Annotated in this window: 11 protein-coding genes; 5 read left to right on the plus strand and 6 right to left on the minus strand. The window is 53.3% G+C overall.

Annotated elements, in window-relative coordinates; genetic code table 11:
- Positions 1 to 340: 340 nt before the first annotated feature.
- On the minus strand, positions 341 to 1,084 hold the full coding sequence (locus Q0X64_RS05830) for a hypothetical protein (RefSeq protein ID WP_297809776.1): 744 nt from the start codon (positions 1,082 to 1,084) through the stop codon (positions 341 to 343).
- 91 nt (positions 1,085 to 1,175) lie between these two features.
- Positions 1,176 to 2,264, minus strand: coding sequence for a DNA polymerase IV (gene dinB, locus Q0X64_RS05835; protein WP_297809779.1), 1,089 nt, complete (start codon positions 2,262 to 2,264; stop codon positions 1,176 to 1,178).
- A gap of 139 nt (positions 2,265 to 2,403) precedes the next feature.
- Here dinB and Q0X64_RS05840 point away from each other — a divergent pair, with 139 nt between their 5' ends.
- Positions 2,404 to 3,945, plus strand: a complete 1,542-nt coding sequence (locus Q0X64_RS05840) for an MFS transporter (protein WP_297809782.1) — start codon at positions 2,404 to 2,406, stop codon at positions 3,943 to 3,945.
- Entirely contained in the window at positions 3,942 to 4,538 is a 597-nt protein-coding gene (locus Q0X64_RS05845) for a hypothetical protein (protein WP_297809785.1), read from the plus strand. Before Q0X64_RS05840 ends, Q0X64_RS05845 begins: the two co-directional genes overlap by 4 nt.
- On the opposite strand, the gene ppnN is transcribed toward Q0X64_RS05845, so the two are convergent.
- The 3 genes from ppnN to Q0X64_RS05860 form a co-directional block, all read right to left on the minus strand.
- A complete protein-coding gene (gene ppnN / locus Q0X64_RS05850) occupies positions 4,535 to 5,902 on the minus strand; it encodes a nucleotide 5'-monophosphate nucleosidase PpnN (protein ID WP_297809787.1) in 1,368 nt (455 codons plus the stop codon). The two genes, Q0X64_RS05845 and ppnN, sit on opposite strands and share 4 nt — an antisense overlap.
- 160 nt (positions 5,903 to 6,062) lie before the next feature.
- A complete protein-coding gene (gene ssb, locus Q0X64_RS05855; RefSeq protein WP_297809790.1) occupies positions 6,063 to 6,551 on the minus strand; it encodes a single-stranded DNA-binding protein in 489 nt (162 codons plus the stop codon).
- 43 nt (positions 6,552 to 6,594) lie between these two features.
- Positions 6,595 to 7,980, minus strand: a complete 1,386-nt coding sequence (locus tag Q0X64_RS05860; protein WP_297809793.1) for an MFS transporter — start codon at positions 7,978 to 7,980, stop codon at positions 6,595 to 6,597.
- A 74-nt stretch (positions 7,981 to 8,054) separates the two neighbouring features.
- Between Q0X64_RS05860 and uvrA the strand changes: the two genes are divergently transcribed.
- The 3 genes from uvrA (at position 8,055) to Q0X64_RS05875 (ending at position 12,073) form a co-directional block, all read left to right on the plus strand.
- The gene (gene uvrA / locus Q0X64_RS05865) at positions 8,055 to 10,877 is read left to right on the plus strand and encodes an excinuclease ABC subunit UvrA (protein ID WP_297809894.1); all 2,823 of its coding nucleotides are present in this window, start codon (positions 8,055 to 8,057) and stop codon (positions 10,875 to 10,877) included.
- Complete coding sequence (locus tag Q0X64_RS05870; protein WP_297809796.1) at positions 10,874 to 11,497, plus strand: CYTH domain-containing protein; 624 nt, start codon at positions 10,874 to 10,876, stop codon at positions 11,495 to 11,497. Before uvrA ends, Q0X64_RS05870 begins: the two co-directional genes overlap by 4 nt.
- Before the next feature lie 162 nt (positions 11,498 to 11,659).
- On the plus strand, positions 11,660 to 12,073 hold the full coding sequence (locus Q0X64_RS05875) for a host attachment protein (RefSeq protein WP_297809799.1): 414 nt from the start codon (positions 11,660 to 11,662) through the stop codon (positions 12,071 to 12,073).
- A 42-nt stretch (positions 12,074 to 12,115) separates the two neighbouring features.
- Here Q0X64_RS05875 and Q0X64_RS05880 read toward each other — a convergent pair whose 3' ends face one another.
- Positions 12,116 to 13,141, minus strand: coding sequence for an energy transducer TonB (locus Q0X64_RS05880; protein WP_297809801.1), 1,026 nt, complete (start codon positions 13,139 to 13,141; stop codon positions 12,116 to 12,118).
- Position 13,142 lies beyond the last annotated feature (1 nt).

Consider the following 13,142-nt stretch of genomic DNA (forward strand, 5'->3'; position numbering starts at 1 on the left):
GCTCTCTTTAAGTCATTGCAAGCAGGCTATGCCTGCGTGGCAATCTAGGCCCAATATTGAGTTTGCTGCCCCCTGTATTGCGTGGATTAATTTCGCCTCGTGGGCGAGTCAGGGAAATGCTTGCCCATTTCCCTAACAACCCTAGGGCACCCGACTATGCTGGCCTATCGGCTTCACTGCGTTGCTCAGCCTGTCTGGCGGTCGACCAAAACTCGCTGTCGCTCAGACACTGCCCGACCTTCTCCCAGACAAGCTTACGCTACTCGTCAGCATAAACGGGGAATTTTGGCGATGTGAAATTAAAGTTAGGGAGAAACTCGATTCAGCCCTTTCTCACAGTTCACAATCGAATATTACGATTGACTCTTCTTCGCTGGAAATGACGGATTCTACCTGCCAGGAAATCAGTCAGGGGCTGCCAAAACCTTGCAAGTAGATATATACAGAGAGGCACTGAGTAGAAAAACCACAGTCCCTGAACAGACTTGACATTATAGATTACGAATTCTAGAGCATCAGCTTTTGTTAGTGGTGATGTTGGATCGGCACTTAAAATTCCAACCAGTCCACCCAGTACCGGAGCGACAGCTTGATAGTACCAACTGATGAGCAGGAAAAAAGGTAATAGTGACAGGTACGGTCTGCTGTATTGATTTGGTAACAAAAAGTGGAGAGTGCTGAATAAGAGCAGCACAGTCATGATCAGCATGCTGGGGGATATCATATACTCCAATGCCCGTCCGCTACTGGTTTCAAAAGTAACGTAAGGCATGACATCAAAGTATTCCATTGAAACCCCATGTAGTACCAGTAAACTCATGCACAAACAAAGTAGTGGTTTGTTGTCACGTTGCCACCAATAAGTCATTCCGAGAGGAATCAGGCTAATCAGAATCAAAAGCGTCGGGTAGTTAAAACGTGAGAGTTCATCTGCCAGTTCTAACATGGGGCCGAGTTCCAATGAGGTGTAGTACAGTGCTATCAAAAACATCAAAGTCACGGGTATTATCAAGTAGATAATGAACAGTCTTAGCAGCACCCCGCAAAGGCGAATGAAAAAAGTCTTATTGAAGCGAAAATCCATTTCCTTTTTATCCTGACTGATAGTTTTTATAAACATACCCTGACTTCTAACGTGAGGGTATAAGAGATTTTCCCTAAGCGTCGGACACTCATCAAAATGGGTCGCTGAAGGCTAAATCTAGCTGTGACTGCAGATCTTCTGATTTTCCTGCATCAAACCCACTCAAACTCAAGCCCACTAACCTGACCGGATTTTTGCCTGCTTCAGTCCGCGCCAACAGCATAGGAATCACTTCACGTAAATCACCGAGTGCGATGCTATGTTCCAGCGTATGCGCCCGGGTGATCTGCTGAAAGTCAGCATATTTCACTTTGACCGTCACGGTTCTTGCATTTAGCTTCTGTTTAGCAAGACTTTCCAACACGATCTCGGCAAGATCCAGTAATTTGGCCGTTAGTTCGGTAACAGAAGTAATATCCTGTGCAAAGGTGGTTTCCTTGCCCAAAGATTTACGGGTGCGGGTACTGCGTACCGGCCGTTCATCAATGGCGCGGGCGATATTGAAATAATACTGGCCGGCTTTGCCGAAACGGTCGGTGAGTTGTGCCAGTGTTTTATTGCGTAAATCCAGGCCGGTTTCTATGCCCAGTTGTTTCATCTTGGTTTCCGTAGCCGGACCGATACCGTGAAACTTGCCGACGGGTAGGGTTTCCACAAACTTTTCGCCCTGTTCAGGGCGAATCACATAGAGGCCGTTGGGTTTATCCATATCGGAAGCAATCTTGGCCAGAAACTTGTTATAGGAAACGCCGGCCGAGGCAGTGAGACGGGTTTCTTTCAGGATATCGCGCTTGATTGCCTTGGCGATGAGTGTTGCCGAACCATTGAAATCGGCGGTATAGCTGACATCGAGATAGGCTTCGTCCAGCGACAGCGGCTCGACTTCACTGGCATAGCGCCAGAAAATCTCGCGGATTTGGCCGGAGACTTCACGGTAGGCTTCAAAACGCGGTCGCACAAAAATGGCTTGCGGACATAAACGGTAGGCCCGGGCGCAGGGCATGGCCGAGTGAATGCCAAACTGTCTGGCTTCATAACTGCAGGCCGCGACCACACCACGGCTGTCGGGCTGACCTCCGACGATCAGCGGTTTGCCCTGATACTCGGGATGGTCGCGTTGTTCTACGGAAGCGAAAAAAGCATCCATATCAACGTGAATAATTTTCCGTTGTCGACTCATGTTGGTTGGCAGTGGGATTGGTATTCTCTATATTTTCTCATCATTTGACCGCGCTGACATCTGTTGTTGTGACAGCCAAAGTGGATTGCCTGATGCGTCAATGATACTTTAGCTGCTTAACCCGATCAGAGAGTCCGGCTTGATAGCACATCTACGTTCATGGCAGCAGAGTTTGCAGGCATTTTCCCATCCGCGGGTGGTGACGATGCTGTTCTACGGGATTGCTGCCGGACTGCCGCTACTACTGATTTTTTCCTCGCTCAGTCTATGGCTGCGTGAAGCCGGGGTGGAACGCGCCGCGGTGACTTATTTCAGCTGGGCTGCGCTGGGCTATTCCTTTAAATTTATCTGGGCGCCGCTGGTCGATGTGATTCCCATACCGCTGCTGACTAGGACGCTGGGGCGGCGTCGTGCCTGGTTATTGCTGTCACAACTGATGATTGTACTGGCGATTGTGTTGATGGCCATGATTGATCCGGCCAGTCAGGGGCTAACGCTGATGGCGTTGGCGGCCGTATTGCTGGGCTTTTCCGCGGCGACCCAGGATGTGGTGATCGATGCCTACCGGATTGAATCAGCCGGTCCGGATTTGCAGGCCATGATGTCAGCCAGTTATATCGCCGGATATCGTATCGGCATGCTGCTGGCAGGGGCCGGCGCGCTGTATCTGGCCAGTTTGTTCGGTTCAACAGCGGACGACTATAGTTATGACGCCTGGCAACTGACCTATATCGCCATGGCTGGGCTGATGCTGATTGGCATTATCACCACCCTGGTGATTAAAGAGCCTGAAGTGAACCGTGGCGAGACTTCACAAAGAGCCGCTGACTACCTGGGGCTGTTTTTTACTTTTGTGGTCGGCGTCAGTGGCTTTATCGGCTTTTTTGCGGCCAGTGGCGATTTGGTCATCCAGCTTAAAACGATATTGACCGGTTGGGTGTATAACCCAGCTTTGGCTTCGGTGCTGATTGAAATGCTGCGTTTTATCCTGGCAACACTGGTAGCAGTGTTGCTGGCCAAGTTATGCCTGGGCTTTGACTGGGTCAACCGGGATTTGCTGGCCCGAAGTTACGTCGAACCGGTACAGGATTTCTTCCGCCGTTATGGCTGGTCGCTGGCGTGGTTACTGCTGGCTTTGGTGGGCTTGTATCGCATTTCCGATATCGTGCTCGGTGTGATTGCCAATGTGTTTTATCAGGACATGGGCTTCACCAAGCCACAAATTGCCACGGTGGTGAAAACCTTTGGCTTGTTGATGACGCTGGTAGGGGGATTCCTGGGCGGCATCCTGTCGATGCGCTTTGGCGTGATGCGGATTTTGCTGCTGGGTGCGATCCTGTCCTCGGCTACCAACCTGTTGTTTATGATGCTGGCCGGCATGGGCAATGAAGTGTGGATGCTGTATGTGGTGATTTCAGCCGATAATCTGTCTGCCGGCCTCGCAACAGCGGCGTTTGTGGCTTTCCTGTCGAGTCTGACCAATATCTCGTTTACTGCCGTGCAGTATGCGATTTTCTCTTCGCTGATGACCCTGTTGCCTAAGGTGCTGGGCGGCTACTCGGGATCAATGGTGGAAAGCATTGGCTACCAGGGCTTCTTTTTATCCACTGCGCTGATGGGCTTGCCGGTATTGTTGCTGGTGATACTGGCAGCGAAACGCTTTAATCTGGAAAAGTCATGACTGGCCGCAATCTGTTATTCCTGATCCTGATTGCGGTGTTTGTCTGGCAGTGCCGGGCAGCCGAAACTGTCAGTCTGGGGCCGGGGGTGAAAGTGGAGCAACCACCCCGGCAAACGCCGATAGACAATGGCGAAGATTTTGCGCATTCGCAGTATCTGATTACCCCACTGGCCGATATTGAGATGAAAGCCAAGGTTTTGTCTCGTGAGGATTATATGCTGGATCGTGAGAGTGAATTGGCACCTACCGATCTGGCTTTAGGCTGGCAGCAGATGTCGGATGAGAGCGTGCTGGCCCAGATTGGTATCAGCCAGTCCGGCCGTTGGTATCGTTGGCGGGTTGATGAGTTTCCGATTCCTCGGCGGGCGATTGAAACCCAGAGCGCCAATATGCATATGGTGCCGGCCAATGAGCAAGTGGCAGCGATGCTGGATAACGTCCGCAGCGGGCAGATTATCAGTCTGCAGGGCCAGTTAATCCGGGCCCAGGCCAGCGATGGCTGGCGCTGGCAAAGTTCGCTGACACGCGAAGATACCGGTGACAATGCCTGCGAACTGGTCTATGTGACCGCGTTAGAGATTGTATCGCCCTAGGCTGATTTTTTCGCCAGTTGATAACAGGGCCGGTAGGCTTTCTTATCCTGTCCCAGTTTCATCCTTTGTTCGCTGACAAACACCTGCAGCAGATGATCGATAGCCTGCAAAATGGCCGGATCACCATCAATGATATATGGCCCGTGTTTGGCCACTTCTCGAATGCCGAAGGCTTTGACGTTGCCCGCCACAATGCCGGAAAAAGCAGAGCGGATCTGGCTGGCAAGCTCATGTTTTGGCAGGGCCGGGTCCAGTTTCAGATTGGCCATATTGGCATGGGTGGGCACAAACGGAAACTGCAGTTCGGGATCAATATTGAGCTGCCAGTTGAAATAAAAGGCATCCTGACTGGAATAACGATCGCGATGAACCTGTTCTACGGATTCGCGCACGATAGCGCCGACTTTATCGGGTTCACCAATGACGATCTGATACAGCTCACTGACCTCATCGCCCAGGCACTGACGTAAAAAATTATCCAGCGTTTCAAAATAATCACGACAGCATTCCGGCCCGGCAAACACCAGCGGAATCCCCTGCTGATTATCCGGGTGCAGCAAGATGCTGAGCAGATACATGATTTCTTCAACCGTGCCCACGCCACCCGGAAAGACCACGATGGTATGGCCCAGGCGGACAAAGGCTTCCAGCCGTTTTTCGATATCGGGCATGATCACCAGTTCATTGACGATAGCATTGGGTGACTCCGAGGCGATGATGCCCGGTTCACTGATACCGATGTAACGACCGTTTTTAATCTGCTGTTTGGCGTGGCCGACCGCCGCGCCTTTCATCGGTCCTTTCATGGCACCAATGCCGCAGCCGGTGATGATATCCAGACCGCGCAGCCCGAACTCATAGCCAACCTGCTTGGCATAATCGTATTCATCACGCGGAATGGAGTGGCCGCCCCAGCACACCACCAGGTTGGGTGAAACGGCTGGTTTCACCACGCCGGCATTACGCAGAATGCGGAATACCTTATCGGTGATCTTGGCCGGATCATTGGCTTCTTCGGCCAGGATCTTGAAGTCGGTATAAACAATATCGCGTAATACCGAAGACAGATGTTCCTGAATACCGCGGATGATTTTACCGTCAACAAAAGACTGGGCCGGTGCATTGAGAATTTCCAGCATTATGCCGCGTGGCTGCGGTTTCAGCCGGATATCAAAGTCAGCAAAGGTGTTGAAGATTTCCTCGGCGTCATCCTGTTCACTGTCGGTGTTGAGGATGGCCAGCGCACAGTCGCGAAACAGCTTGTGCAGAGAAGCGCTGGGATTACTCAGTTTGAAAATTTCATCCTGGGATAACAGGTTCAGGCTGCGAACCGGGCGGATGGTAGTGTGAGCCACTTTATTCATGCGTGTGCCTTTATCGTTGTTATAGCTTGATGCTCCCACTGTTCGGGGTGCTGATCAATCCCTGTCATTAAAATTTCATCAATTTGCCCGCATGTCATGGCGCAGGGCAAAAAAAAGCCCCTGAGGCAGGGGCTTTTTCATGCTTTGTTCTCGGTGATCGCTAGAACGGAATATCGTCATCGTAATAGTCAGAATCACCACCGTAATCCGGACCGGCAGAGCTGGAAGCCGGTTGCGGTGCATTGTAGCCGCCGGATTGTTGCTGTTGCTGCGGACGCTGGTCGAAGGAGGTGTCGCCACCACCGCCGCCACTGCCACCGCGGCTGTCGAGCATCGTCATTTCATTGCCGACGATCTCGGTGGTGTAGCGATCCTGGCCATCCTGACCCTGCCATTTACGGGTCTGAATGCGACCTTCAATGTAGACCTGCGAGCCCTTATGCAGATATTGCTGGGCGACTTCACCGAGGCGGTTGCGCAGTACTACGCGGTGCCACTCGGTGCGTTCCTGGCGCTCACCGGTCTGGCGGTCTTTCCAGGTTTCCGAGGTGGCAATACGCAGATTGCAGACTGAGCCACCGTTAGGAAAGGCGCGGCTTTCAGGCTCTGTGCCCAGGCGGCCGATGAGGATGACCTTGTTGACTGACATGGCTTATTCCTTGGTTAAAAATTAATTGGTCTATTCTACGATGCTATGACTGGAAAGCAAAAGACTCGAGTTCGGAAACATCGGTTTCTTCCGGCGAGAACTTCACATAAGCGACCTGCTCTTCAGGCACCACCACAGTTTCTTTCACACCTTTAATGGCATTGAGCCGGTTAATGAACTGCTCAATATCGGTCATCGCCAGCTCATTCAAATGAATAATGCGGCTGCTGTAATGTCGTGGCGCCTGCATGGGTAATACCAGCAGCAGCCAGACCACAATCAGCAGGCTGCTGGCCAAGAAAATACCCTGCAGCCCGAATTGCTGATATAACACCCCGCCCATGGCGCCGCCGATAAAGGCCCCGATAAACTGGGCGCTGGAGTAGATTCCCATTGCCGTGCCTTTATTCTCCAGCGGACTCAGCTTGGACATCATTGACGGCAGGCTGGCTTCAAGAATATTGAACGCGGTGAAAAACAGCCACAGACAAAACAGGATCAGGGCCAGCGATGTCGGGAATATGGCCCAACCCAACTGCGCGATGCCCAACACCGCGATGGCGCCCAGAAAGACCGGTTTCATTTTGCGCTTTTTTTCGGCAATGATGATAAACGGCACCATCGCCACAAAAGCCAGTAACAGGATCGGCAGATAGGCCATCACATGCTGGCTTTTGTCGAGACCGGCACTGTCTTGCAGCGCCAATGGCAGGGCAAAGAAGCTGGTGGTCAAAAGCAGGTGCAGAACCATAATACTGAACACCAGCCGCATGATCTGGGGATTACGCAGCACTTTGCCGAACTGTCTGGGAACCGGCTCAATATCGCGGTGACTAACCCGTCGATGCGGTGTCGGCACCCATAAATGTAATACCGCTACGCCCAGTATGGCCATTAAAGCGGTGGCCCAGAAAATACCGGACAGGCCAATCCAGTTTTCCAGCGCGGCGCCGGTCGCCAAAGCGATGGAAAAAGACATGCCGATGCTGATACCGATGCTGGCCATGGCTTTGGTGCGCTGTTCATCGCGGGTCAGATCGGCGGTCAATGCCATGACGGCGGCAGCGACGGCGCCACTGCCCTGCAACAGACGGCCGATAATAACCATTTCAATACTTTCGGCGAGCGCAGCAACGACACTGCCGGCGGCGAACAGCAACAGACCGAGGGTGATGATTTGTTTGCGGCCGAAGCGATCGGAGAGCATGCCAAACGGGATCTGCAGCAGCGCCTGGGTCAGACCGTATGCGCCGATTGCCAGACCGATCAGCATCGGCGTGCTGCCGCTGTATTGATGCGCCGATATTGAAAACACCGGCAGGATCATAAACAGGCCCAGCATTCTTAAGGCAAAAATAAGGGAGAGACCGGAGATGCTGCGTTTTTCCAAGGCAGTCATCGCGGTCGTGGCAGTTTGTCTTTGCGTCATGATAGTTGGACAGAGTATATTGATCCGTTTGATTTTACTACGGAATCCTGATGAAAAATATAAGCGTTCCCGGGATGAAAAACATCACTATCCGCGGGGCCCGAACCCACAATCTGAAGAACATCGACCTGGATTTGCCCAGGGATGCGCTGATCGTGATTACCGGCCTGTCCGGCTCGGGCAAGTCATCGCTGGCGTTTGACACATTATACGCAGAAGGCCAGCGGCGCTATGTTGAGTCTTTGTCCGCTTATGCGCGTCAGTTCCTGTCGATGATGGAAAAGCCTGATGTCGATCACATCGAGGGGCTGTCGCCGGCCATTTCGATTGAGCAGAAATCGACCTCGCACAACCCGCGCTCGACCGTCGGCACCATCACCGAAATCTATGACTACCTGCGTTTGTTGTTCGCGCGCGCCGGTGAGCCGCGTTGCCCTACCCACCATCAGCCGCTGGCAGCGCAAACCGTCAGTCAGATGGTCGATGCCGTGCTGGAAATGCCGGAAGGCAAAAAGCTGATGCTGCTGGCACCGGTTATCACCGACCGTAAAGGCGAACACCGCGATGTGCTGGAAGAGTTACGCATCAAAGGTTTTGTCCGCGCCCGGGTCAATGGCAAGGTCATTGAGCTGGATAATCCACCGGAACTGGAGCTGCGCCGAAAACATACCATTGAAGCAGTTGTGGATCGCTTCAAAGTCCGTGATGATCTGCAACAAAGACTGGCCGAGTCGTTTGAAACTGCGCTCAATATGGCCGATGGCGTCGCCAAAGTGGTGGCGATGGATGATGAGACCGATGAAACCCTGTTTTCGGCGCGTTTTGCCTGCCCTGAATGTGGTTACTCCATTTCTGAGCTGGAACCACGCATGTTCTCGTTCAATAACCCGGCCGGTGCCTGTAGTACCTGTGACGGGCTGGGCGTCAAACAGTTTGTTGATCCGGCGCGGGTGGTTGGTCATCCGGAAATGAGCCTGACGGCTGGTGCCATTCGCGGCTGGGATCGTCGTAATGCCTACTATCACCAAATGATTCAGTCGCTGGCCAAGCATTACCAGTTCGATCCGGATACCCCGTTTGAAGCATTGCCTGAAGAAGTTCGCCAGGTGATTCTGTATGGCAGTGGCAGCACCAAGATCGAATTCACCTACATGGGCGACCGCGGCAAGCAGGTGAACCGCAAACATCCATTCGAGGGTGTGATTCCCAATATGCAGCGGCGCTATCATGAAACTGAATCCAATAGCGTGCGTGAAGAACTGGCCCGCTTTCATGCGGTTCGGGCCTGTCCTGATTGTCATGGGGCGCGACTGACCCAGGCGGCACGCCATGTGTTTATCAATGAAACGACTTTGCCCGAAGTCACGGAAATGCCTATCGGCGAAGTGAGTACTTTCTTCAGCGAGCTCAGCCTGCCCGGCAAGCGTGGCGAAATTGCGGCTAAAATTATCACTGAAATAGCGGCGCGGCTCAGTTTCCTGGTCAACGTCGGGCTGGATTATCTGAATCTGGCGCGCAGTGCCGACACCCTGTCTGGCGGTGAAGCCCAGCGGATCCGACTGGCCAGCCAGATCGGCGCTGGTCTGGTCGGGGTCATGTATATCCTTGATGAACCCTCAATCGGCCTGCATCAGCGTGATAATGATCGCTTGCTGGCAACACTGACCCGACTGCGCGATCTGGGCAATACCGTGATTGTGGTGGAACATGATGAAGATGCCATTCGCACCGCCGATTTTGTGCTGGATATCGGTCCCGGTGCCGGCGTGCATGGCGGTGATATTGTGGCCCAGGGCGCACCCGCAGAAATCATGGAAAGTGAAGAGTCACTTACCGGCCAGTACCTTTCGGGCAGACGCATGATCAATGTGCCGGCTGAGCGTGAGACCTTCCACGCCGGGCGTGTGATCGGTCTGCGCGGTGCCTGTGGCAACAACCTGCAGAATGTCGATATTGATATTCCGGTGGGCCTGATGACCTGCGTGACCGGTGTCTCCGGCTCCGGTAAATCCACCCTGATCAATGAAACCCTGCTCAAGCTGACCGCGCGGACTTTGAACGGGTCATCGGATGAGCCGGCCGCCCATCAGGACATCCTGGGGCTGGATCAGCTGGATAAAGTCGTGGCTATCAACCAGAGTCCGATTGGCCGAACACCGCGCTCTAACCCTGCGACCTATACCGGCCTGTTCACGCCGATTCGGGAATTGTTCGCGGGCACACCGGAAGCCCGTTCACGCGGTTATGGCCCCGGCCGTTTCAGTTTCAATGTTAAGGGCGGGCGTTGTGAAGCCTGCCAGGGTGACGGTCTGATCAAGGTGGAAATGCACTTTCTGCCCGATATTTTTGTGCCCTGTGATGTCTGTAAAGGCGCCCGCTACAACCGTGAAACGCTGGATATCCGTTACAAGGGCAAGACCATCACCGAAGTACTGGATATGACCATTGAAGAAGCCTGTGTGTTCTTTGAAAACATCCCGGTGGTGGCCAAGAAGCTACAGACCCTGATGGATGTGGGCCTGACCTATATCAAGCTGGGACAGAATGCGACCACCCTGTCCGGCGGTGAAGCGCAGCGGGTCAAGCTGGCCAAGGAACTCTCCAAGCGCGATACCGGTAAAACCCTTTATGTGCTGGATGAACCGACCACCGGTTTGCATTTCTTTGATATTGAGCAGTTGCTCAAAGTCCTGCATAGCCTGCGTGACCGCGGCAACACCATTATCGTTATCGAGCATAATCTGGATGTCATTAAAACCGCGGACTGGATTATTGATATGGGGCCGGAAGGCGGTGCCGGCGGCGGTAAGGTCGTCACTACCGGCACGCCGGAACAGGTGGCCGAGCACCCGACTTCCTACACTGGCCATTACTTGAAACCGTTGTTGAAACCATGAGCCTGGAACAGGAAATCAAAATGCTCGTCAGCCAGCAGGAAGAACTGGACCTGCTGGCTTTGCCCTGGCTCGGTGACTTGCTGGAAGCTGACACCGATCGCATTCACCTGCTCAGCACTTATTTCGACACACCCGACAAGGCGCTGCAGCAGTTCGGTGTGGGCCTGCGCCTGCGTCAGATTGGCGAGCAGTGGCTGCAGACGGTGAAATGCAGCGGTGAGGCAAAAAATGGCCTGCATCAACGTAAAGAGTGGGAACATGAGCTGAATGGCCCCGAATTTGATCTGGCTCTGTTAGCCGACACTGATCTGGCACCGCTGATCAAACAGCAATCTGTCTGGTCGGCGATCGCACCGGTGTTCACCACCGAGTTTGAGCGTCAGCTTTTGCCACTGCGTTTGCAGGACGGCACCCGGGTGGAAATGGCCTATGATCGGGGAGAAGTCCGCGCCGGTAAGAAACGCGCTGTCATCCATGAAATTGAACTGGAATTGAAGCAGGGCGATGTGAAAAAAATGCAGAATCTGGCTGAATCGCTGAAGGCCGCACTGCCACTGCAATACAGTGATATCAGCAAAGCGGCGCAGGGCTATAAACTTTCTCAAGGCGCTGATAAATAAGGAAAATGTCCCGGTTTAATTTCTGAGAGGAAAGCGCACAAATCCCCTTTTTCTTTGCTATAGTCGAATCATCACTTCTTTCGATCCAACCACACGCGGCATGGTTTATCCGCTTGCTGTGTTGCGTGGCTTGTCCCAACCAAGCGAGAAGGAGTATTGACTATGAAGAAAAAATGGATCGTCGTTGCCGAGAGCAATCGCGCCAGAATCTATTCGGTAGAAAGCCGCTTTTCCCCGCTCAGAGAAATCGATGAAATCGTCCATCATGTGAGCCATGCAGAACCCGCCAACGGCCAGCTGGAAGGCAATGGTCAGGGCGGACGTCATCCGATGGAAACCCGGATTGAACCTAAAAAACTGGAAACCGTCCATTTCGCCCATGATGTGGGTGAGCGGCTGGAAAATGCGCGCCGAGTCGGAGATTACAACGACCTGGTCCTGATTTCGTCACCCAGCTTCCTGGGCATGCTCAAGCAGAACCTGGGCACGGTGACGCAGAGACATATCAGCCAAACCATTAACAAAAACCTGATCCATAAAAGCGAATCAGAAATTCGCGACTACCTGTTCCAGTAACGGCAAGATCAACCAGGCCGGCGCTAACAGCGCCGGCCGTTTTCATCGGGTCGACAGGCCCTGTCCGGTTTCAAATTTCCAGGTACGGATAATGGTCAGCATATCGTTATCTTTCAGCACATTATCGGGTATCGCCGCATAGGGGGCGCCCAGGCGCACAATTTTGACGGCCGCATCATCCAGCACCGCATGACCGGACGAACGCGATACCACGATGCCGCCGGCCGGCACACTGCCATCGGGATTGATATCCACCGATAACATCAGACTGCCATTGAGTTGCTTTTGCCGGGCTTCCTGCGGGTAATTCATATTGCCGATGCGCTCGACTTTCATTTCCCAGGCTTTCATGTAGGCGGCCGCTGCAAACTCCTTGGTGGACGCCGAAATACGGCGTTTTTTAGGCCGTTTGCTCAGCGCCATGGTGCTTTGATCCAATTTATCCTGCAGATCCTGAATCTCATTTCTTGCCTGCAGCATCAGATCGCGTGCCGACGGTTTGGGCGGAGGCTCAGGTGTCGCTTCTGCCTCCGGTTCGGCTTCGGTCTCGGGTTTTTCGACCTTTTCTACCTGACGCTCGGCCGGTTTTTCCTGGGTCAGTTTTTCCACTGGCTTTTCGACTTGAGGCTCGACCGGTTCGGGAGGCGTCGGTGTGGGTTCTGGGTCGGCAGGTTCTGGCTGAACCGGCTCGGGCGCAGGCGGTTCTGGTGCGGGCTCGGGTTCAGTCACCGGCATCGGATCCGGCGTGATTTCTGCCGCCGCTACCGGCGGCACCGGATCAGAAGTCGGTTCTTCCATCACTTCGGGAACCGGCATTTCCGGGGTGGGTTCCGGGCTTGGCGTTTCTGTTTCACCACCGCCCTCATTATCGGCCTGGGCCAGGAAGTCGGCTTCTTCGGGTTTGATTTTATCCTGCTGTTTTACCAGCGTGATATCGAGATTGTTAACCGGTGAGTTGGTGGGCTTGGAGAACACGTCAAAACTGATCCCCATGACGATGATCAAATGAATGATAATCGAGATCAGTAGCGTGAAGACCAGTCTGTCATTGGCAGTCGTTTTTGCCATA

The sequence above is a fragment of the uncultured Methylophaga sp. genome (assembly GCF_947259025.1).
Lineage (GTDB): Bacteria > Pseudomonadota > Gammaproteobacteria > Nitrosococcales > Methylophagaceae > Methylophaga.